This is a genomic window from Candidatus Pacearchaeota archaeon (assembly GCA_035404185.1).
Lineage (GTDB): Bacteria > Patescibacteriota > Minisyncoccia > Minisyncoccales > Minisyncoccaceae > UBA2211.
Genome location: DAONGN010000001.1, coordinates 55,824 through 77,970, shown reverse-complemented (window position 1 = coordinate 77,970; position 22,147 = coordinate 55,824). Strand labels below are relative to the sequence as shown.

At 33.8% G+C, this 22,147-nt stretch carries 16 protein-coding genes; 7 read left to right on the top strand and 9 right to left on the bottom strand.

Annotated elements, in window-relative coordinates; all coding sequences use genetic code 11:
• Positions 1 to 137 precede the first annotated feature (137 nt).
• The 4 genes from rpoB (at position 138) to recA (ending at position 10,239) form a co-directional block, all read left to right on the top strand.
• Entirely contained in the window at positions 138 to 3,326 is a 3,189-nt protein-coding gene (rpoB, locus tag PLD14_00410) for a DNA-directed RNA polymerase subunit beta (GenBank protein ID HPR79677.1), read from the top strand.
• 17 nt (positions 3,327 to 3,343) lie between these two features.
• Positions 3,344 to 6,931, top strand: coding sequence for a DNA-directed RNA polymerase subunit beta' (gene rpoC, locus PLD14_00405; protein ID HPR79676.1), 3,588 nt, complete (start codon positions 3,344 to 3,346; stop codon positions 6,929 to 6,931).
• An 18-nt stretch (positions 6,932 to 6,949) separates the two neighbouring features.
• On the top strand, positions 6,950 to 9,190 hold the full coding sequence (locus PLD14_00400; GenBank protein HPR79675.1) for a DNA translocase FtsK: 2,241 nt from the start codon (positions 6,950 to 6,952) through the stop codon (positions 9,188 to 9,190).
• 65 nt (positions 9,191 to 9,255) lie between these two features.
• Positions 9,256 to 10,239, top strand: coding sequence for a recombinase RecA (gene recA / locus PLD14_00395; GenBank protein ID HPR79674.1), 984 nt, complete (start codon positions 9,256 to 9,258; stop codon positions 10,237 to 10,239).
• A gap of 26 nt (positions 10,240 to 10,265) precedes the next feature.
• Here recA and rpsR read toward each other — a convergent pair whose 3' ends face one another.
• From rpsR to PLD14_00380, 3 genes are read right to left on the bottom strand one after another with little or no spacing between them, the layout of a single operon-like run.
• Entirely contained in the window at positions 10,266 to 10,463 is a 198-nt protein-coding gene (rpsR, locus tag PLD14_00390; protein ID HPR79673.1) for a 30S ribosomal protein S18, read from the bottom strand.
• A gap of 21 nt (positions 10,464 to 10,484) precedes the next feature.
• A complete protein-coding gene (locus PLD14_00385) occupies positions 10,485 to 10,931 on the bottom strand; it encodes a single-stranded DNA-binding protein (GenBank protein ID HPR79672.1) in 447 nt (148 codons plus the stop codon).
• A gap of 35 nt (positions 10,932 to 10,966) precedes the next feature.
• Positions 10,967 to 11,428: a 30S ribosomal protein S6 gene (locus PLD14_00380; GenBank protein ID HPR79671.1), complete on the bottom strand. Its 462-nt coding sequence runs from the start codon at positions 11,426 to 11,428 to the stop codon at positions 10,967 to 10,969.
• 151 nt (positions 11,429 to 11,579) lie between these two features.
• On the opposite strand from PLD14_00380, the gene PLD14_00375 reads away from it, so the two are divergent.
• The 3 genes from PLD14_00375 (at position 11,580) to PLD14_00365 (ending at position 15,263) form a co-directional block, all read left to right on the top strand.
• The gene (locus tag PLD14_00375; GenBank protein ID HPR79670.1) at positions 11,580 to 13,214 is read left to right on the top strand and encodes a type II secretion system protein; all 1,635 of its coding nucleotides are present in this window, start codon (positions 11,580 to 11,582) and stop codon (positions 13,212 to 13,214) included.
• A gap of 90 nt (positions 13,215 to 13,304) precedes the next feature.
• On the top strand, positions 13,305 to 14,648 hold the full coding sequence (locus tag PLD14_00370) for a phosphomannomutase/phosphoglucomutase (protein ID HPR79669.1): 1,344 nt from the start codon (positions 13,305 to 13,307) through the stop codon (positions 14,646 to 14,648).
• A gap of 63 nt (positions 14,649 to 14,711) precedes the next feature.
• Complete coding sequence (locus PLD14_00365; GenBank protein ID HPR79668.1) at positions 14,712 to 15,263, top strand: hypothetical protein; 552 nt, start codon at positions 14,712 to 14,714, stop codon at positions 15,261 to 15,263.
• Between the two features lie 49 nt (positions 15,264 to 15,312).
• Here PLD14_00365 and trpS read toward each other — a convergent pair whose 3' ends face one another.
• Genes trpS through PLD14_00335 form a run of 6 tightly spaced genes read right to left on the bottom strand, consistent with a single transcriptional unit; the run spans position 15,313 to position 22,144 of the window.
• Positions 15,313 to 16,290, bottom strand: a complete 978-nt coding sequence (gene trpS / locus PLD14_00360; GenBank protein HPR79667.1) for a tryptophan--tRNA ligase — start codon at positions 16,288 to 16,290, stop codon at positions 15,313 to 15,315.
• A 4-nt stretch (positions 16,291 to 16,294) separates the two neighbouring features.
• A complete protein-coding gene (locus PLD14_00355) occupies positions 16,295 to 16,696 on the bottom strand; it encodes an NUDIX domain-containing protein (GenBank protein ID HPR79666.1) in 402 nt (133 codons plus the stop codon).
• A gap of 1 nt (position 16,697) precedes the next feature.
• Positions 16,698 to 18,506: a ribonuclease J gene (locus tag PLD14_00350; GenBank protein HPR79665.1), complete on the bottom strand. Its 1,809-nt coding sequence runs from the start codon at positions 18,504 to 18,506 to the stop codon at positions 16,698 to 16,700.
• 2 nt (positions 18,507 to 18,508) lie between these two features.
• On the bottom strand, positions 18,509 to 19,570 hold the full coding sequence (locus tag PLD14_00345) for an SDR family NAD(P)-dependent oxidoreductase (GenBank protein HPR79664.1): 1,062 nt from the start codon (positions 19,568 to 19,570) through the stop codon (positions 18,509 to 18,511).
• Position 19,571: 1 nt separating this feature from the next.
• The gene (locus PLD14_00340; protein HPR79663.1) at positions 19,572 to 20,147 is read right to left on the bottom strand and encodes a glucose-6-phosphate isomerase family protein; all 576 of its coding nucleotides are present in this window, start codon (positions 20,145 to 20,147) and stop codon (positions 19,572 to 19,574) included.
• Positions 20,138 to 22,144 (bottom strand): ABC transporter substrate-binding protein, encoded by a 2,007-nt coding sequence (locus PLD14_00335; protein ID HPR79662.1) that lies wholly within the window; start codon positions 22,142 to 22,144, stop codon positions 20,138 to 20,140. The genes PLD14_00340 and PLD14_00335 overlap by 10 nt, the downstream gene beginning before the upstream one ends.
• Positions 22,145 to 22,147: the final 3 nt, after the last annotated feature.

Here is a 22,147-nt window from a genome sequence, read left to right as displayed (position 1 = left end):
AGGTATTTTGATTTCATCACACATTTTTCAGTAATTAATTGTTTTCTTTAACCCTACAAAAAAATAATAAATCAGGGTATTTTTTGTTTGAATATCGAAATTTTTAGTCTTTAAGTTAAGCACACATAATTAAAATTATGAAAATCAAAACCAAAAGCTTTGCTAAAAGTAAAATATCCTATCCCTTGCCTAGCTTAATCTTTATGCAACAGGAGAGTGGTAGACAATTTTGGGAAGAGGAGTTAAAAGACCTTTTCGCTGAGGTGTCTCCCATTAAAGACTATACTGGCAAAGAATATGAATTACACTTTTTAGACTATAAATTGGGTAAGCCTAATTACGCATCTGGTTTTGATGCAAGAGAAAATAATGATTCATTTGTTGCTCCTTTAAGAGTTATTGTTAAGCTAAACAATTTAAAAACCAAAAGAAGCCAAGAACAAGAGATATTCTTTGGTAATTTTCCTTTATTAACTGAAAAAGGAACCTTTATTTTAAACGGAGTTGAAAGGGTTGTTATTTCTCAATTGATTCGTTCTCCGGGAGTTTTCTTTCCTTTAAATATCAATAAAGGAAGAAGATGTTTTGCCGCAAAAATTATTCCTAATCGTGGAAGCTGGCTTGAATTTGAAACTGAGGCAACAGGAGTTTTATCAGTAAAAATAGACAGAAAGAGAAAAGTTCCCGCAACAACACTATTAAAGGCTTTGGGTGGATTTAATGATGACGACATTAAGGGTATGTTCGTCGGTTTTGATAATGGAGAAACAGCTTTTATTGAAGAAACCTTAAAGAAAGATCCGTCTCACAATCAAGAAGAGGCATTATTGGAAATATACCAAAGACTAAGAAGTGGAGAGATGGTTAATCCAGACGCAGCTAGAGAATTGATATTCAATATGTTCTTTAATTTTGAAAGATACGATTTATCAAAGGTAGGCAGATGGAAGATGTGGTCAAGAATGCCAGGACTAAAGCCAAAGAAAGAAAAAGAAATTACAAAAGAAGACAGAGTTTTATCTGTTAATGATTTAATTGCAGTAATGAAAGAGATTATTAGAATGAATAATGATGAAACAGCTGTGGCTGACATGATTGATCATTTGGGGAATAGAAGAGTAAGAACTATCTCTGAATTATTGTCTAATAAATTAAGAGTTGGCATCTCTAGAATGGCTAGGATTATTAAAGATAGAATGTCGACCTTAGATTTTGAGAATTTAAGTCCGACTCAATTGATAAACCCAAGACCATTCTCAGCGCAAGTAACTCAATTCTTTACTGCGAGTCAATTCTCTCAATTCATGGATAATACCAATCCTCTTTCAGAATTAGAACACAAAAGAAGATTAACTGCTACTGGTCCTGGAGGTTTAACTAGAGAAAGGGCTGGTTTTGATGTTAGAGATGTACAACCTTCTCATTATGGAAGAATCTGTCCGATTCAGACCCCCGAGGGTCCGAATGTAGGTTTGGTTACTCATTTATCTCTATACGCTAGATTAAATCCATATGGCTTCTTGGATACTCCTTATTATAAAGTTACAAATGAAAGAGTTACTAATGAAGTTTATTACATGGATGCTAATGAGGAAGAAAGATATAACATTGCTTCAGCTAGCGTGGCATTAGATGAGAAGGGAAATATCGTGAAAGATAGAGTTGAAGCCAGAATCAAAGGAGAGACTGGAGAGATTGAAAAAGAAAAAATTGACTATATTGATGTTTCTCCGCAGCAATTTATTTCCATGGCTACTGGTTTAATTCCTTTTTTACAGAACGATGATGCCAATAGAGCTCAGATGGGTTCAAACATGCAAAGACAAGCCGTTCCCTTGGTTAATCCAGAGGCTCCTTTAGTTGGAACAGGTTTGGAAGCTATGGCTGCTAGAGATTCGGGACAGTTAATTATGGCTGAAGAAGCTGGAAAAGTTGTTAAAGTTGACGCAACTGTTGTTGAAGTTAAAGGAACAACTTCGGGAAAAGTTAAAACTTATCCAGTTAGGATTTTTGATAGAACAAACCAATATTCATGTTTCCATCAGACTCCTGTAATTAACAAAGGAGACATAGTTAAAAAGGGAGATGTTTTAATCGAAGGAGGTTCAATTAATAAAGAAAGATTAGCTTTGGGAAGAAACTTGTTAGTATCATTTATTTCTTGGAGAGGAAATACATTTGAAGATGCTATTGTTTTATCAGACAGACTAGTAAAAGAAGATGTTTTTACTTCTGTTCATATTGAAGATTTTTTTTGCGATGTCAGAGAAACTAAACTTGGACCTGAATTGACTACTTCCGATATTCCTAACGTTGGAGAAGATAGATTAAAAGATTTAGATGAAGATGGAGTTGTCAGAATTGGAGCCGAAGTTGGACCAAATGATATTTTAGTTGGAAAGATTTCTCCCAAAGGTGAAGCTGATTTATCAGCGGAAGAAAGATTATTGAGAGCCATCTTCGGAGAAAAAGCTAAAGAAGTTAAAGATACTTCAATGAGGCTAGAACATGGAAAGAGGGGAAGAGTAACTGATGTTAAAGTTTTTGACAGAAGCGAGGGTTACACATTAGAACCAGGAGTTATTAAAAGAATCAGGGTAAGAATTTCTGAAGTAAGAAAGATTCAAGTGGGAGATAAGTTAGCCGGAAGACATGGAAACAAAGGTATTATTGCGAAGATTCTTCCTGCCGAAGAAATGCCTTTCTTAGAAGACGGAACGACGGTTGATATTATTTTAAATCCATTATCAGTTGCTTCGAGAATGAACTTGGGACAAATTCTTGAGACCCATCTTGGATTAGCTGTTAAGAAATTAGGATATTTAGCAGAGACGCCAGCATTATCAGGAGCAAATGAAGCTGATATCAAGGCTGAATTAAAAGAAGCTGGATATTCTTCTGATGGAAAATTAAGATTGGTTGATCCTGAAACTGGAGAATTTTTCCCAGAGAAAATTACGGTTGGATATATTTATATGATTAAATTGGCGCACATGGTTGAAGACAAGATTCACATGCGTTCAATTGGACCATACTCATTAATTACTCAACAGCCCTTAGGAGGTAAAGCCCAGTTTGGAGGACAAAGATTTGGTGAGATGGAAGTATGGGCTCTTGAAGGATACGGTGCCGCATATGCTCTTCAAGAAATGTTGACCATTAAATCAGATGACGTTGCTGGTCGTGCCGCCACCTATGAATCAATATTAAAAGGGGAGAAGATTAAGAATCCAAGTATCCCTGCATCATTCAATCTATTATTAGCAGAGTTTAAAGCCCTTTCCTTGAATCCAATCATCAAGGGGAAGACTGAGGAAGAAGACTAAATTAAAAATACAAAAATATGTTTGTCTCTAATTTAGAATCAATAAAAATAAAGTTGGCTTCTCCTCAAGAGATATTGAATTGGTCTCACGGAGAGGTGACTAAGCCAGAAACTATCAATTATAGAACACAAAGACCAGAAAAAGATGGCTTGTTCTGTGAGAAGATTTTTGGACCGACTAAAGACTATGAATGTTATTGCGGAAAGTATAAAAGAGTGAGATATAAGGGAATTATCTGTGACAGATGTGGAGTTGAAGTTACCAAGTCGTCAGTAAGAAGAGAAAGAATGGGTCACATTAAATTGGCTACTCCCGTTTCCCATATCTGGTTTTTAAAAGGAGTTCCTTCAAGAATAGGAATGGTTTTAGGCATTCCTTTGCACAAAGTTGAAGAAGTTGTTTACTTTGTTTCGTATGTTATTACTAAAGTTGATGAAAATTTGAAAGAAGGGGTTTTAGCTGAGATTGAAGATGAGTTCAAAGTAAAAAGCAAAGAGATAAAGAAGAATACGGAAAACGAAAAGCAGCAATCTTTAGCCTTAGAAGAATTAAAGAAAGCTAAAGATAAAGCTAAACAGGAAGTAATGTCAATTAAACCCTTAGAGGTTTTAACTGAGCTTGATTATCACAGATTGTCTTTGAAGTATGGTGAAATATTTGAGGCGGGAACAGGAGCGGAAACATTAAAAGAACTTTTCATGAAAGTTGACATTGATAAATCAATTGAAAAAGTTAAAGAATTGATTGAAGAAAAGAAATCAACCGAAGAAAAGAAAATCATTTTAAGAAGGTTGAAGATGTTTAAAGACATGAAACATGCTGGAGTAAGACCTGAATGGATGTTTATTGATGTTCTTCCAGTTTTGCCTCCAGACTTAAGACCAATGGTTCAATTAGATGGAGGAAGATATGCTTCTTCTGATTTGAACGATTTGTATAGAAGAGTTATCAATAGAAACAATAGATTGAAATATTTATTAGAAATTAACGCTCCCGATGTTATCGTTAGAAATGAAAAAAGAATGCTTCAGGAAGCAGTCGATGCTTTGATTGATAATAAGATGCGTAAGAGTACTACAACTCAAGCTTCAACAGGAGGCAGAAGATTGTTAAAGAGTTTGGCTGACATGCTACAAGGAAAGCAGGGAAGATTCAGACAGAACCTACTTGGAAAAAGAGTTGATTATTCAGGCAGAAGCGTAATTGTTGTCGGTGCTAATTTAAATCTTGATCAATGTGGTGTTCCAAAGAAGATGGCATTGGAATTGTTCAAGCCTTTTGTAATTAAAAAAATATTAGAAAAAGAATTAGCTTTTAATGTTAGAGGTGCCTCAAGATTAATTGAAGAAGAAACTGAAGAAGTATGGGCATCCCTAGAAGAGGTAGTTAAAGAAAAATTAGTCTTATTAAACAGAGCTCCAACCTTACACAGACTTGGTGTCCAGGCTTTCCATCCAATATTAATTGAAGGAGAAGCTATTAGATTGCATCCTTTGGTTTGTACGGCTTTTAATGCTGACTTTGACGGAGATCAAATGGCTATTCACGTTCCATTGTCTGATGAAGCTCAACAAGAAGCTAGAGAAAGAATGCTTTCCAGTGTTAACTTATTAAAGCCTTCAACTGGAGATCCAATCATGATTCCAACTAAGGATATGATTTTAGGTTGTTATTACCTAACTAAGATTGTTCCTGGACTTTCTGGAGAAGGTAAGTTCTTCAGTTCTAAAGATGACGCTTTGATCGCTTACAATCTAAAGATGATTGACTTGAGAGCTTTAGTTAAAGTTAGAATGAACGAAGAGTTTGTTGAAACCAGTGTTGGCAGAATTATTTTTAACGAAGTTTTACCAGAAGGTTTTGAATACCAGAACGATATGATGGATTCAAAGACGGTTAAGAAAATGATTAACAAGATTATTGATATCTACGGCAATGAGGCAGTTAAGACTTTGGATAAAATTAAAGCTTTGGGATTTAAGTTTGCAACCAGATCAGGTATTACTTGGGGAATGGATGATTTGACAGTTCCAGTAGAAAAACCTGCCTTAATTGTTGAAGCAGAAAAGAAAATTAAAGAGGTTGAAAAGTATTATGAAAAAGGTTTATTGTCACGTGACGAGAAATCAAACCAGGTTATTGAAATTTGGAAAAAGGTAAAAAACGAAATTGAAAAATTGGTTCCTAAGGCTATTTCTTCAAGTAGTCCAGTATTCAACATCGTTGATTCAGGTTCTAGAGGTTCTTGGTCTCAACCAGTGCAAATGGCTGGTATGAAAGGTTTGGTTGCTAACCCAGCTGGAAAGATTATTGAGTTGGCGATTAAAAATTCTTTCAAAGAAGGTTTCGATGTTTTGGAATACTTTATTTCTACTCACGGTGCCAGAAAAGGTACTGCTGACACTGCTCTTAGAACCTCGACTTCAGGATATTTAACCAGAAGACTTGTTGATGTTGCCCATGATGTAATTATTAACGAAGAAGATTGTGGAGATAAAGAGGGAATAATAGCCTACAAAAAAGATGCTAATGAAATTAACCAAGATTTTGTTCATAAAATATTTGGCAGAATTTCTTTAGAAAAAATTGAAGATCCTGAAACAAAAGAAGTTATTCTTAAATCTGGACAAGCAATTGATTTAAAAACTGCTCAAAAGATTAAAGAAATGAAAAATATTGAAAGCTTGAAAGTTAGATCTCCCTTATCTTGTAAATGTGTTCGCGGAATTTGTCAGAAATGTTATGGACTCGATTTAGGCTGGAAAGGATTGATTAAAATGGGCGAGGCAGTGGGAGTAGTTGCTGCTCAAGCTATTGGTGAGCCAGGAACTCAATTAACAATGAGAACTTTCCATACTGGAGGTGTGGCTGGTGAAGCAGATATTACTCGTGGTTTACCGAGAATTGAAGAAATATTTGAGAAGAGGCCACCCAAAGGAGAAGCTGAGATGATTATTAAGGATGGAAAAGTTACTGAGGTTGATGACAAAAAAGGAATCATTAAGGTTATGGTTTTAAAGGATGAAAAGAAAAAAGAGGAAGAAGAAATAGAATATAGGATTTCTCCCAATATAGAAATATTAGTAAAAGCCGGAGATGACGTTAAGAAAGGAGACGCAATATGTGCTGGTTCTCTTGATTTAAAGAAGTTATTAAAACTTCTTGGAGTTAAGGTTGTTCAAGATTATATCATTAAAGAAATTCAGAAAGTATATGTTTCTCAGGGTGTATCAATTAACGACAAGCACGTTGAATTAATTGTTAGACAAATGTTCTCAAGGGTAAAAATTAAAGATTCTGGAGATAGTCGTTTTAGTTCAGATGAAATTATTTCTAGGGCAAGAATGATTGAGGAGAATGAAGCCTTAGAAAAAGAAGGCAAAAAACCGATTAAAGCAGATGATTTACTTTTGGGAATTTCAAAGGTTGCGTTAAACACAGATAGTTTCTTATCAGCCGCTTCTTTTCAGGAAACTTCAAGAGTCTTGATTGAATCAGCATTAAGAGGAGAAGAAGATAAACTAAAAGGATTAAAAGAAAATGTTATCATTGGTAAGCTTGTTCCAATTGGAACTGGTTTAAGGTATAATAAAGAGGATAAGTAATAATACTTTTCTCATACCATGAAAAAGAAAAAGGGAAGAGCTCGAAATAAAGTAATTAATTCTAAAAAAAGAATCGAAGAAAAAAGAGAAATTAAATCAATACCTCGTTTTTCTTTACCAGAAAAAACAAAAAGATATTTATTTTCATCTTTATCTTTTCTTCTGGCTGTTATCTTCCTATTTTCTTTTTCAGGAAAAGCAGGAGCTATTGGAAATTCATTAAAAAACATCTTTGATACCTTGATTGGAAATGTAATTTACATTATTCCAATTATTTCTATTATTTTCGGAATAGTTTTATTGAAAGATGATGAATCTTTTAAAGAAAATAAAAACTCTTTAATTGTTTCAACTGTTTTGCTTATTTTAAGTTTGAGCGGAATTTTTTCTTTATTAGAACTTAAAAATAACCCTGATATAGTTAAGGAATTTATTTGGGATCACGTCGGACAAGGAGGTTGGATTGGCTATGCGGTTTCTTGGCCATTACTAAGGGGCTTTGACTATATTGTTACTTTTGCTTTATTTATTATTGTTTTAATTGTTTCTTTGTGGATCATTATTCAGCCGTTTAGAAGAGCGATTGAGGAGTACGAAGATGAAGAAGATGATGAAGAAATTAAAGTTGAAATTAAAAAAGATAAAAAATTACCAACTGTTTTAGAAAGAATTATTCAAAAGAAACCAGAAGAAGCAAAACCACCGGTTGAAAAGAAAGAAGAAAAGAATTTAAAGACATTTGAACAGAAAAAGCAAGAAAATAAAGAATATAAATATCCTCCGCTTGATTTGTTATCTAAAAAAGGAGGCGCTCCTGAGGGCGGGGACATTACCTATAATTCGTCGGTCATCAAAAGAACTTTACAGACATTCGGTATTCCTGTTGAGATGTCAGAAATTAATATTGGACCAACTGTTACTCAATACACATTAAAACCAGCCGAGGGAATCAAGCTTTCTAAGATCACAACCTTACAGAATGATTTAGCTTTGGCTTTAGCTAGTCCAACGATTCGTATCGAGGCTCCTATTCCAGGAAGATCTTTAGTCGGAATCGAAATAGGAAACAAAAAGAGGGCAGTTGTGGGCTTGCGTGAAATATTAGACACAGACGAGTTTAAAGCTTCTGCTGCACCCCTTTTAATGGCTTTGGGAAAGGATGTAAAGGGCATACCATCATTTGCTGACTTAGCGGAAATGCCTCATTTATTAGTTGGAGGAACTACTGGTTCTGGTAAAACTATTTGTTTGAATTCTATTATTTTAAGCTTATTATATAGAAACAGTCCTGAGGAAATGAAATTAGTTTTAGTTGACCCAAAGAGAGTAGAATTTCCAGTTTATGCTAATCTTGAGCATTTATTGTGTCCCGTTATTTATGATGCCACTCAAACTCTAGTTGCCCTAAAATGGTTAGTCGGTGAAATGGAAAGAAGATTTACTGTTTTAGCCGCGGGACACAGTAGAGATATTGGTTCATATAATGAGAAACAGGAAAAGAAAGGAGAACCTAAACTTCCTTACATTGTGTTGGTTATTGATGAGTTAGCTGATTTGATGAGCGTTAAGGGAAAAGAGATAGAATCATATGTGGTGAGATTGGCTCAAATGTCTCGTGCCACAGGAATACATTTAATTTTAGCCACTCAAAGACCGTCCGTCGAAGTTATTACTGGTTTAATTAAGGCTAATATTACTTCAAGAATTGCTTTAAAAGTTGGTTCTTTGATTGATTCAAGAACTATTCTTGATGCTTCAGGAGCGGAAAAACTTCTAGGAAGGGGAGATATGTTATTGTTATCTAAAGAATATTCAAAACCGAAAAGAGTTCAGAGTCCATATATTTCCGAGTTGGAAATTAAAAAAGTTGTTAATTGGATAACAGATTCTAATGTAGAGGTTAAGGAAAAAACAGAAGAGGAGGGAGAGTCTGGATTTATCGAAACAGAAGTTGAGAAAGAGGAGAATTCATTAATGGGAGAATTAACTAGAGTAGCCGAGACTCCCGAGGCCCAAATGGATTCATTTTATTCAAAAGAAGATCCAATGTATGAAGAAGCGAAAAGAACAGTTATTCAAGCTCGCAAAGCTTCTACCTCATTATTGCAAAGAAGGTTAGGGGTTGGATATGCTAGAGCAGCAAGACTAATGGACATCTTAGAAGAACGAGGAATAGTTGGACCGCAAGAAGGAGCTAAGCCGAGAGATGTTTACGTCGCTGATGAATCTGTTGACACTAATAATGAGCAAGAACTTTGATTCTTGCTTTTTATTTGATACAATATATTTACGAAAAATAATTTAAATATATGGCAAGAAAAAAAATAGAAGAAAAAGAAAAAATAAATTTAGCTGAAGCGATATCAGAAATTAAAGAGAAATTTGGAGAAGGAGCGATAATGAAATTGAAAGATGCGCAAAAAGCCAATGTTGATGTTGTGCCAACCGGTTCTCTTTCAATTGACTTAGCTTTAGGTGTGATGGGTGTTCCTCGAGGAAGAATTATTGAGATATATGGAGGGGAAAGTACTGGCAAAACAACATTGTCTTTAAGTATTTTAGCTGAAGCTCAGAAGCTGGGCGGAGTATGTGCCTTTATAGACGCTGAGCATGCTTTAGACCCCGATTACGCTAAAAGAATAGGAGTTAATACTGACGATCTTTTAATCTCTCAGCCAGACTCAGCAGAACAGGGATTACAGATTGTCGAGAGCCTAGTTAGGTCTGGAGAGGTGGATGTAATAGTTATTGATTCCGTAGCAGCTTTGGTTCCCAAGGCAGAAGTAGCTGGGGAGATGGGAGAAATGCAGATTGGGTTACAAGCTAGATTAATGTCTCAAGCTTTAAGAAAATTGTCGGGAATTGTTTCTAAAACAAAAACAATAATTGTTTTCCTAAATCAAACTAGAATGAAGATTGGAATTTTATTTGGTAATCCAGAAACCACTCCCGGTGGTTTGGCTTTAAAGTTTTACAGTTCGGTTAGAATTGAATTAAGAAGAATAGCTCAAATCAAAGTGGGGGAGAACATTGTTGGTAATAGGGTGAAAGCCAAAATTGTTAAAAATAAAGTAGCAGCTCCATTCAAGACAGCCGAATTCGATATTTATTACAATGAAGGAATTTCTAGGATGTCTGAAGCAATAAATTTGGGAGTAAAGGAAGAGCTGATTAAGAAATCGGGAGCAAGTTTACAATATGGAGAAATAAAGCTAGGAGTAGGATTAGAAAAAGCTAAAGAGTTCTTAAAAGAAAATCCAAAGATTTTAAAAGATCTTCAAAAAGAAATTATTGCTAAGAGTAATTAAAAACAGCCCCTAGTTAGGGCTGTTTTTTATTTTGCTACAAAGGGCATCAATGCCATTATTCTTGCTCTCTTAATGGCGGTAGTTAATTCCCTTTGATGTTTAGCGCAAGCGCCAGTTTTATCTTTAGGTTTAATCTTTCCTGACTTAGAAACATATCTTGAAAGAGTTTCTGTATCGTGGAAATTGATTTCTTGTAAGTTTTTTTTGCAGAAATAACAATACATATCTTTTCTTAATTTAGTATATTAAAAGGGGATATCCTTGACGTCGATTTCGTCTCCGTCTTCAATTATTGGAATATCTTCATCTTCAGTTTGTTTTTTGGGAGCAGAGAAGCTTTTAGCTGGATCGCTACTACCTCCTTGCATTCTTGGACCCATTTGCATCCCTTCGCCGATAATTTCAGTGGTGTATCTTTTGACTCCATTTTTATCTTCCCAGCTTCTATTTTGTATTCTTCCTTCAATTAAAACAAGAGATCCTTTAGTTAGAAACTGTGAAGCGATTTCAGCTAGTTTTTGCCAGAGAACAATACGGTGAAATTGTGATTCTTCCTGTTTTTGTCCATCTTTACCTTTCCAAGTTCTATTGGTAGCGAGAGAGAAAGTGCAAACGCTTTGCCCAGAAGAAGTAGTTTTCATTTCAATGTCTGTAGCTATTCTTCCTATTAGAAACACTTTATTTAGATTCATATTTTTGCTAATTTATTATATTTAGCTTTAAGTGTTTATTCTCCTAGCATTTCATTCAGCTTTTTATCGATTTCTTCAAGCTGAACTTTTTGCTTTTTAGGTTTTTCTTCTACCCCAGTTTCTTCTGTCGGAACAATCTCTTCAATTTTTTCTTCTTTATGAGGTCTTGTCCTTTGAGGTTTGGCCGGAGCTTCTGTTTTTTTAGTATCTTTCTTGATGATTAAGAAACGGATAATTTCTTTTTCTTCTTTCAATAGTTTTTCTATTGAATCAAGCATTTCTTTTTTGTTTTGAATCTCAGGACGAAGCTGTAAAAAGTAGAACCATGCCTCTATTTGTTTTTCTACGGAGTAGGCCAGTTTCTTTCTCTCAGCCTTCTTATCGCTGACGATTTTTCCGTATTTTTGCAGATCCGCTTCCATCTTAGCAATGAAAGTGGAGATTTCATCCTCGGTAAAATTGGGAGAAATCAGCAAATTTATTTCGTAAAATAGCATTTGTTTGTATTAATTATTATTCCTTATATTACTTAGCGAAGGCAATTTAAGGTATTAATAATATAGCAATTTAAAGGGTTTTGGTCAAGGTTGTTTACTTCTCATTATTTTTTATATATAATTAATATAATATTATTTTTTAAATTAAAATATGTCGCAACAAAAAGCTTTTACTTTGATTGAGTTACTAATAGTAATAGTTGTTATTTCTATTCTTTCTGGTTTTATAGCTGTTCAATTAAATAATTCTGTTAATGCTGGAAAAGATGTTAAAAGGAAATCAGACATTGAATTGTTAGCCAATGCCGTTACTACTTATTCTTCTGAAAATTATGCCCTCAAGCCTATTACAGGCGAAAATGGATGTACAATTGGAGGAGGAGACGTGGCTACTCGTTGCTCTTCTGTTGTTGAAGATTTTTTAAAAAAATATTTAACAAATCTTCCAACAGATCCTAATCCCGAAACCTATTATTATTATATTTCAACAGATGGAAAGAGTTGCCAAATTTACGCCAAACTCTCTACTCCTGCTCCTAATGATATATATGCATACAATTGTGATACTGATAATTATACTATCGGTACTATTGTTAACGGAGCTTGCGGTGATTTTTCTGAATATACTTCTACAAATGGATATAACAATTCTAGCGCTACTGATTGGCCTACTATTACCGCTACAAGTTTTTGTTCGGCAGGAACGCTTGATGGTACAACTCCTGTTTTTCCAGAAGAAGGAGCCTCAGTCTCTTGGACTTGTGACGGAGATCGTGGAGATAGAGCTTTTTGTTCTGCCTACAGAGCCTTAAATGGTGTCTGTGGTTCAGCTGATGGCACCAATTCATATACTACTCCGACAACAGATCTCTGTTCTGCTGGAATTGCTTCTTCTGTTTCTGGTTCCGGTCCCTGGACTTGGACTTGTGAAGGAAAATATGTTGGGGATATTCCTACCTGTACCGTTAACAAAACTGAAGATGGTGTCTGTGGTTCAGCTGATGGCACCAATTCATATACTACTCCGACAACAGATCTCTGTTCTGCTGGAATTGCTTCTTCTGTTTCTGGTTCCGGTCCCTGGACTTGGACTTGTGCTGGAGTGAACGATGGAACGACTAGTGAGACTTGTACTGCTAATAAATCTGTAGATGGTGTCTGTGGTTCAGCTGATGGTTCGTATTATTCTTCTGTTCCGACAACAGATCTCTGTTCTGCTGGAATTGCTTCTTCTGTTTCTGGTTCCGGTCCCTGGACTTGGACTTGTGCTGGAGTGAACGATGGAACGACTAGTGAGACTTGTACTGCCTTAAAGTTAAGTCCGCCTATTATATGCAATAATGTCCATACTCTTAATGAATGTACTAGTGCTGGCGGAACGTTAACTTGGGTTAGTTCGTGTTATGTTTGTAAGTTCAGTTGGTCGGTTACTACTGATATTGGTACTCAGGTTGATGGTCTTTACCCAGATTGTCCTTCTGGATGGACACAATATCAAAATTGGACTACAACTGCTGATCGATCAATATATGGTGGTTATTGTGGTTCTACTACTCATAATTCGCATGCTGGGTATAGTATTCCATATACTGCTGGATCTCATAGTTGGAGTAATCATGCTATTGAGTCTATGCCTTATATGACGGGTGATAATTATAATTGGGCTTGTTGTACTGGATGTGGTAGTACTGCATGTGATAATTGTGGCAGTCTGATATATGAAGGTTGTATGGATTATCCGAATCATAATTGTCACGCGTACATAACTGCAAGAGGTTGTTATTAGAATTATTTTTCCCTACCCGAGGTTTTATTCTCGGGTTTTTGTTTTATTGCAGCAATTCCAATTTTAATGTAAAATTAATATGTAATTTACATGTTAAATCAAAAAATATTTAAAGCATACGATATTAGGGGTATCTATCCTGAAGAAATTAATGAAGAAACGGCTTATAAAATAGGGGCTGCTTTTGCGGTATTTATTAAAAAAGTTTCGAATAAGGATAATCCACAGATAGTAGTAGGGCGTGATAATAGAAAATCTTCAGATTCTCTTTTTAATGAATTAAAAAAAGGAATAATCGGCCAAGGAGCTAATGTTATTGATATCGGTTTGTCGGCCACGCCAACGCTTTATTTTTCAGTTGCTAACTATAAATATGATGGAGGGATTAACATTACCTCCAGTCATAATCCCAAACAATACAACGGATTTAAAATGGTAAGAGAAGAAGCTATTCCTTTAAGCGGGGATTCTGGGATAGGAGAAATAAAAGAATTAGTTCTTTCTAATAATTTTATCGAGGTTGAAAAGATTGGAAAAATTATTAGAAAAGATGTTTCAGACGATTATATCTCTATCAATAAAGAAAAAGATAGTTTTGATATAAAAATGATTGTCGACACAGCTAACAGTGTTTCAGGTGTTCTTGTTCCTAAAATGTTTAATCAAGTTAATCTTACGCATATTTTTAGTGAACTTGACGGTGATTTTCCTAATCATGAGCCTGATCCGCATAAAAAAGAAAATATAGAAAAGCTCCAAAAAAAAGTTATTGAAGACAAGGCTGACTTTGGGGTAGCTCTTGATGGAGATGGAGATAGGGTTTTCTTTATTAATGAAAAAGGAAATGTTATTCCTTCGGATATGATTTTATCTTTAATGTCTTCATTAATTCTTAAAGATAATCCAAACAATAAAATCCTTTACGATATTCGTTGCAGTAATGTTGTCAGAGAAACAATTAATAGTCTGAAAGGCGAAGCGATAATAAGTAAAGTGGGACATTCCTTTATTAAAGCTTTAATGAAGGAAAAGGATATCATTTTTGGAGGAGAATATGCCGGTCATTACTATTTAAGACAAAGTGGTAGTTATTACGAAGCTCCTTATTTTGTAATTTTTACAATACTTAAAGAAATTAAAAAGACAGGAAAGAAATTATCAGAATTAATAGAGCCATTTGAGAAATATTATCACTCTGGAGAAATTAACTTTAAGGCTGACAATAAAGAAGAGATTATCAATAAAGTAAAAGAAAAATATATTGATGGAAAATTATTAACAATTGATGGGGTCAGAATAGATTTTGATGATTGGTGGTTTTCTATTAGAGCTTCTAATACTGAACCAATACTGAGATTAATTGTTGAAGGGAAGACTAAAGAAATAATGGAAGAAAAATTAAAAGAAATAGAAGAGATAATTCAAGCCCAGTAGGGCTTGATTTTTTATCTTATTTATAATATACAAGAGTTGTTCGTCCTTAGGAGGTCTGGACATATGAAATTGGATTTTATCGAATTCGAAGAAGATTTCATGGGTCTGGATTTAATCCCTGAGGGAATTGAAGATAGCCTTGAGGGAATTGAAGATAGACGTTTTTGCAGGGAAATCAATAGGGCTTTTAAGGCCGGAGACCTGCATATATGTACCGAAAAATCGTATTTGATCATCGAATACGATGGAGAAAAACGCTCTTTTCCAATTAAAACAAAAGAGTGTGAGGCGATTGAAAAAAGTCTTAACGCAGTTTTCAATGGAACTGCACGCTTTTTAGTTGGTTCTATATCTGCCTATGATGATTTTTCTAAAAAATATTATTGCATTTGCATCTTAAGATTTTTTGGAAAAATAAAAGAGGGAGTAAATATTTTTCAGCAAAAACTGATAAAATCATATATTCCTCCGATGGAAAATAATAATAAATCCAACGGCAGAAGATTAAAATTGTCTATCCAAAGAAAGTTGACAAATGAGGCATTTTTTATCGCCAACAATAGACCCTTGTTTAAGGTGGTTGGTAGAAAATCAAAACAAGAGGTATTCAAATAAAAAAGGACACAATGTTAAATATGTCCTCTTTTTTATACACAATATTAAATTATTTCAATCCCATATTCTTTCTAATTTTCTCCATTGTTTCTTCAGCGATTTTTCTAGCCTTTTTCGCTCCTTTTTCTAGAACTCTATTAATATATTCAGGATTATTTTCTAGTTCTTTTCTTTTTTGTCTTATCGGTTCTAATTTCTCAATTAGTAAATCAGCTAGAGATTTTTTGAAGTCACCGTATCCTTTTCCTTTAAATTCATTTTCTATTTCTTTGAATGTTTTATCAGAGAATAGGGAATAGATGGTCATTAAATTAGAAATTCCTTTTTTGTTTTTTGTGTCGTATTTAATTTCTTTTCCCGAATCAGTGGTTGCTGACATTATCTTTTCTTTTATTTCTTTTGGCGTATCGAATAAACCAATACATCCTTTTACGTCATCAGTTTTTGACATCTTCTTTTCAGGAAATTGAAGAGACATAATCGTTGCTCCTTGTTCTGGAACGAAAGCTTTTGGTAATTTAAAGACTTTGCCATATTTCTTATTGAATTTTTCAGCAATATTTCTAGTTAATTCAACGTGTTGAGTTTGATCTTTTCCAATTGGAACAATATCAGTGTCGTAAAGAAGGATATCAGCAGCCATTAAAACAGGGTAATTGAATAATCCAGCATTAATATATTCAGGATGTTTTTTTGATTTATCTTTGAATTGGGTCATGCGACTTAATTCTCCGAAGGGAGTAATAGTTCCTAATAGCCATTGCAATTCAACAACCTCCTTAACGTCTGATTGAATAAAGAGATTACATTTGTCAGGATTTAAGCCAACCGCTAAATATGTGGTAGTCAAATCAAACATCTTCTTTTGAAGAGTTTTTTCATCATAGGGAGTAGTAATAGCGTGCCAATCAACAATACAGAAAAGGCAGTCTTCTTTATCTTGAAGACTAATCCATTGTTTGATTGCTCCTAAATAATTTCCTAAATGTATTTCGCCCGTAGGCCTAATTCCCGAAAATACTTTCATATTTTTATATTTCTTTTAATATTTTTAAAAAGAATTCTTTATCTTTTGGATGCGTTAATGTTTCACTAACTTTGTTTTTATCGACCCATATTGCTTCTGGGTTTTCAGGATCAATTGGGCATAATTTTTGTTTCAAAGTTTTGAAAAGGAAAAAGGTTCTTAATTTCATTTCTGATTGATTGTCCATACTGTATCTTTCGTATTGTCCGAGATTTTTTATTAATTTCAAACCTTTAACTCCCGATTCTTCATAAATCTCTCTTATCGCCGCTTCTAATTCTGTTTCATTATTTTCAATATGTCCTTTAGGTAGCGACCAGCTATTTCCTTTTTGGCTAACGACAATAACTTCATCGTATTCGTTGATAACGACTCCTCCAGCAATTATTGATTTTTTAACTTTCATATTATCCCACTTCGATTATTACTGGTAGAACCATCGGTCTTCTTTTTGTTTTTTGGAAAAGGAAATCTCCTAAAGTATTTCTGACGTTGTCTTTTATGTATGTCCAATTAACAACCTGTCCTGAGTCAGTTGCTTTTTCAATCGTCTGAACAATTTTCTTTCTTGTTTGATAGAGAAGATCTTTTGATTCTCTTAAGTAAACAAAACCACGGGAAATAATATCAGGAGAGTCTTGAACTTTTCCTGTTTTCCTATTTACTACTGCTATTATAACAAAGATACCGTCTTTTGCTAGCATTTGTCTGTCTCTTAAAACAATCTCTCCAACATCTCCAACTCCAAGACCATCAACCATAATATATTCTGATGGAACAACTCTTTTTTCAATGTAAGCTTTTTCTGGAGTAATATTTATTATTTGTCCATTATCAGCAAGAATAATATTTTCTTCTTTCATTCCGCATTCGTCTTGAGCTAATCTTGAGTTGGCGAAAAGCATAGAGAATTGTCCGTGAACCGGCATAAAGAATTTAGGGTTCATCAATTTTATCATTTGCTTTAATTCATCTCTTTTGGCATGGCCTCCAGCGTGAATATCCATCATCTTATAGTGGAACACATTAGCCTTTTGTCTCATTAGATCATCTTTAAGCATTTGAACAGTCCTTTCGTTTCCAGGAATAACTGAAGATGAGAAGATGATTGTATCTCCCGGCTTAATGCAAATTGAAGGATGTTCTCCGGTTACTATTTTCATTAGTCCAGCATTTTCTTCGCCTTGAGCTCCAGTACAAAGAATAACAACATTTTTGTCTGGCAATGTGTTTGCATCTGCTACCTTTTTTAAAATAGTTCCTTTTTGAGATTTTAAGTATCCTAGCTTTTTACATATTTCTACGTTGCTTTTCATGCTGTGTCCGATAAAACCAACCTTGCGTCCATGCTTTTCAGCAATGGTAATAGCTTGCTGGACTCTATTAACAAGAGAAGAGAAGGTGGCCATAATTATTCTTCCTTTGGCAGATTCAAAAATCTTATTCATGTTTTCAAAGATTTCTTTTTCTGATAAAGAGTGCCCTTCTTCTTCGGCTCCAGTTGAATCAGACATTAAAAGAGTGATTCCTCTTCTTCCCATTTCTTCTAATTTTTTAAAATCAGTTGGTTCTTCATTAACAGGGAAGTTGTCAAATTTGAAATCAGAAGTGTGGACAAAATTTCCGACGGGAGTCTTGATAAATAATCCCATATTGTCAGGAATGTTGTGGTTCTGTCTAAAGAATTCTACTTCAAATTCTCCTAGTTTTACAATAGAACCATTTTTGATTTCATTAATGTCTAGCTTAGGATGGTCAGTAAATTCTTCCTGTCTTTTCATAATAATTCCACGAGCTAGAGGAGCGGCATAAATGGGAGGATTGCCAATTCTGTGGGCAACATATGGAATTGCTCCAATGTGATCGTAGTGACCGTGGGTTATTACTATTCCTTCAACTTTTTTATATCTATTATTTTCTAAAAGATATGAAATATCTGGAATAATATAATCGATTCCTGGCATGTCTTCTTCAGGCATACGGAAACCAGCATCAATAATTAATATAGATTCTTTATATTCTAAAACCATCATGTTCCTACCAACCTCTCCTAATCCTCCTAGAGGAATAATTCTTACTGATTCATCGTTAGGCTGTGGTTGTTTAATGTAGTTCTTTTTTACAGTCGGTCTTTTATGGTGGTATTGTTTTCTTCCATCATTATGCCGAGCGTGTTGTGTGTGTTTTTTTGTTTCTGTTTGTGTTTCGTTTATCATATTTATTTTACTATCGGATAATTTTGAGGGAAAACACCCGATTTAATAATGGATTTTTTATTTTCATTAATCCAATTATATAGTTTTTCCACTCCCTCTTGTGGTGAGACCTTGGGTGACCAATTAAAGTCACTTTTTGCTTTGCTTATTTCGGAAATGTAGGCTTTTTGGTCTCCTGGCCTCCACTCTCCGAATGAATATTTAAATTTATTTTTATCTAGTTTTTCTATAATCTCGAATAATTCCCAGATTGATAATGAATAATCTAATCCTCCCCCAATGTTATATGCTTTTCCTCTGGTAGTGTTAATATTTGTTAATGCTGCATCATAGGCTTCTAAAACATCATCGATATATAAGACATCTCTAACTTGTTTTCCATCGCCATATATCGTTACAGGCCTTTTAAAGAGTAGGGAATTGATAAACCAAGCTAGCCAGCCTTGCTCTTCGATTCCGAACTGATGAGGACCATATATGCCTGATTGTCTAAAGACAATAGTTTTTAAACCATATATCCTTGCCCAATCAAGAGTATATTGATCACCGGTTCCTTTCGAACAGCCGTATGGCCCATGGAAATCAAGATTTCTATTTTCAGAAATTCCATTAAAATTTTTGTATTCGTATCTTTTTTCTTTTTCTATTGTTTCTAAATCATTCATCTCTCCATATACCTTATTAGTACTAGTATAAAGTAGTGAAGCATTAGGAGTTTCTTTTCTTAAAGCTTCTAAGACGTTAAAGGTTCCTAGGGCATTAATTTCAAAATCTTCTCTTGGTTTTTTGACCGAAGTAACCATCGTTACTTGAGCAGCTAAATGTAAAACTAATTCAGGTTTGTATTTTCTAAAAGTTTCTTCTAATTTTTTATTATTTCTAATATCTCCCTTAATAATAATGATATTTTTGTCTTTTTTTAACCATTTAAGATTTTCTTTTGAGCCAACTCTTGAAAGATTATCATAGACGATAACCCGATATCCTTTTTTAGAATAGTAATTAGAAGCATTTGAACCAATAAATCCGCAGCCTCCAGTTATGAGAATAGTTTTTTCTTGCATATTATTTTAAAAAATCGAGATTTTTTGGAACCTCTTTTAATGGTTCTTCAAATCTTATTTCTGGAACATCTTTGTAATTATTATTTTTAATCCAACCTTTTATAGTATAGAAATAGGCGGCACCTTTTTTGTTTTCAAAGGGTGCATAGTCTGAACAACATTTATCACTTACCCAATTAGCCATTTTAAGAGTTTCTTTAGCCGAAGGATTAATTGTTATGTGTCCATATTCTTTGTTTATAATAACAACATCACCAACTGTAGCCTTGATTGCGTAAACATCTTCTACTTCATCAGCACCTTTTTGCATTAAAAAGATGGCCTCTCCCTCAAGAACAATATATAATTCAGAATTTCCCGAACTGTGATAATGTCCTTTAGTTTTAACAAATTCATCGCCCATTAAAAATGGAGGGATAACGGTGATATCATATCTTAATCCTTTTTCTTCTTTGACTCCACGGTACATGTAATATAATTCTTGCTCAGGAATAGCCTTGGCAGTTCTTTCGTCAAAGAGAACGCTTTCAATATCTTTTATTTTTCTAATATCAGGATTTTTTAATTCTATTTCCATACTCTTTTTTCTTTAATATACCAATTTGAAATATCAACAAATCTTTTTGATGATTCAATAATTTTTTGAGTTAAAAATCCTTTCACGTTCTTATTTATCAAATACAAGTAATTAGTTGTGAAAAGGGGAATAGCTGGAGCATCATCGATTATAATATTTTGTAAGTCTTCTAATGTCTTTTTTCTATTATTATCCTCAAAGTTAGAATATTTTCTAGCTTTCTCCATTAATTGATCAGCTTTAGTGTTTTGATATAAAGAAAGATTTAGTCCTGGGTCAACTCTTTGTGAAGAGTGCCAGAAGGGAATTGGATCAGGGATGCCTCCTAATTTTTCTCCAAAAAGAAGAATATCAAAGTTTCTTTCTCTAATAACTTTTTTAATATCGTTTTCATTCATTGTTTGTATTTCTATCTTTATTCCTTGTTTTTCCCATTGTTCTTTTATTAAATTAGCGGTTGCAATCAATATTGGATTGTCCGTAGTTTTTAAAACGAACGATAATGGTATTTCTTCATTAGGGACAACGAAGCAAACTTCATTTAATTTTTTAATTGTTGCTCCGGCAACCTTGCCAGTTCCTTCAGTTAAATTATTAGGAGTAAGAATATCGTCTTTGTATTTTTCTTGAAATTTAATGACTGCTGTTTTAGTTTCTTGTCCGAATTTTCCAGAAATCGTTCCCGATGGGTATATTTCTGAATCACTAGCCAAGCATTCTTGAAGTTTTTTGACTTCAGCATTGTTGCTTCCAATCTGTAGGGTTTGACTGAATTTGAAGCCGCTAGATTTTTCTATAACTTTTTTTCTCAATCCATCTTTTAATGTATATCCATTTTTATCTAAAAGATTTTGTCCTTTAGCTTCATCGTAAGATAATACACTGGTGGGATCGCTTAATCCATAGAAAGAAGGAAGAAGGAAAGAATCAATTATTTCTCCTTTACCATCCAAAATTTTGTCTGCTATTTCCTGCTTGTTAGTTATGTATGATAAGGCTTGTCTTATTTCCTTTGAATCAAAAGGTTTCTTTTCGTTATTTAAAAATATAGCAAAGTAGTTAGGAGTATCTAATGAATACAAATTGTATTTTTTGAAATTTTTGTCTGTGTAATTACTGATTTCAATATTTCCTGAATCAAGATTTCCTTTTTTTAGATTATTCAATAAATCTTTTTCGTTGTTATAGAAATAAAAATCAATTCTTTGAATGTGAGGAACTTTACCGTAATAATCTTTATTTACATTAAGTATCATTGACTTTATACTTTTATCGTTTCTTTGAAGTGTTTTACTAACCATATATGGTCCACTTCCAATGGGGGATAAAACATTCAATTGAGTATTTGATGTTATTGATTGAACACTTACATCTTTCCAAATATGCTTGGGTAATATCTTTAAGTTAACTAAAGATTCTTCAAATCCACTGTAAACTTGTTTTAATTTAAAAAGTGCTTTGTAATCAGAAATTTTTTCAATTTCAACTCCTTGCCAATTAGTTCTTAATGGGGATAAGTATTCAGGATCTTGAACTAAATCAATAGTAAAAATAACGTCATCAATTGTTAAGGGAACTCCATCGTGCCATTTAGCATTTTCTTTAATGGAAAAATTAATAGTTTTTCCATCGTCTTCAATAGAATAATCATTAATTAAGTCGGGAACAATGTTTCCATTATTATCGAAAGTCATTAAAGAAGAGAAGATTAGCTCAGTTAAATCTTTATCAATATCTGATAAGGGAGCGTAAAGGGGATTAATAAACTGAGGCTGTCCTAATACCCCCTCTCTTATCCTTCCGTAGTCTGCGGGAACTACATTAGTATTTTTAATGTAGAATGATGAGACAAGAAAGATAAGAGAAGAGATAAATAACGTTAAAAGAATGCCAAAGGCAATTTTTTCTTTCTTTTCTAGAACCTTAAAGAAGTGCAGCCATTGCTTTTTCGACGGCCACTTGCCGACGGAAAGAGTATTGTTATTTTTTAAATTCATTAA

Coding starts and splice junctions, on each gene's coding strand:
- PLD14_00385 (HPR79672.1), bottom strand. CDS start 10,931: ATGAATCTAAATAAAGTGTTTCTAATAGGAAGAATAGCTACAGACATT.
- PLD14_00355 (HPR79666.1), bottom strand. CDS start 16,696: ATGAAAGTTAAAAAATCAATAATTGCTGGAGGAGTCGTTATCAACGAA.
- PLD14_00340 (HPR79663.1), bottom strand. CDS start 20,147: ATGGAAATAGAATTAAAAAATCCTGATATTAGAAAAATAAAAGATATT.
- rpoB (HPR79677.1), top strand. CDS start 138: ATGAAAATCAAAACCAAAAGCTTTGCTAAAAGTAAAATATCCTATCCC.
- PLD14_00350 (HPR79665.1), bottom strand. CDS start 18,506: ATGATAAACGAAACACAAACAGAAACAAAAAAACACACACAACACGCT.
- PLD14_00400 (HPR79675.1), top strand. CDS start 6,950: ATGAAAAAGAAAAAGGGAAGAGCTCGAAATAAAGTAATTAATTCTAAA.
- PLD14_00375 (HPR79670.1), top strand. CDS start 11,580: ATGTCGCAACAAAAAGCTTTTACTTTGATTGAGTTACTAATAGTAATA.
- PLD14_00365 (HPR79668.1), top strand. CDS start 14,712: ATGAAATTGGATTTTATCGAATTCGAAGAAGATTTCATGGGTCTGGAT.
- PLD14_00380 (HPR79671.1), bottom strand. CDS start 11,428: ATGCTATTTTACGAAATAAATTTGCTGATTTCTCCCAATTTTACCGAG.
- PLD14_00335 (HPR79662.1), bottom strand. CDS start 22,144: ATGAATTTAAAAAATAACAATACTCTTTCCGTCGGCAAGTGGCCGTCG.
- rpoC (HPR79676.1), top strand. CDS start 3,344: ATGTTTGTCTCTAATTTAGAATCAATAAAAATAAAGTTGGCTTCTCCT.
- trpS (HPR79667.1), bottom strand. CDS start 16,290: ATGAAAGTATTTTCGGGAATTAGGCCTACGGGCGAAATACATTTAGGA.
- PLD14_00345 (HPR79664.1), bottom strand. CDS start 19,570: ATGCAAGAAAAAACTATTCTCATAACTGGAGGCTGCGGATTTATTGGT.
- rpsR (HPR79673.1), bottom strand. CDS start 10,463: ATGTATTGTTATTTCTGCAAAAAAAACTTACAAGAAATCAATTTCCAC.
- PLD14_00370 (HPR79669.1), top strand. CDS start 13,305: ATGTTAAATCAAAAAATATTTAAAGCATACGATATTAGGGGTATCTAT.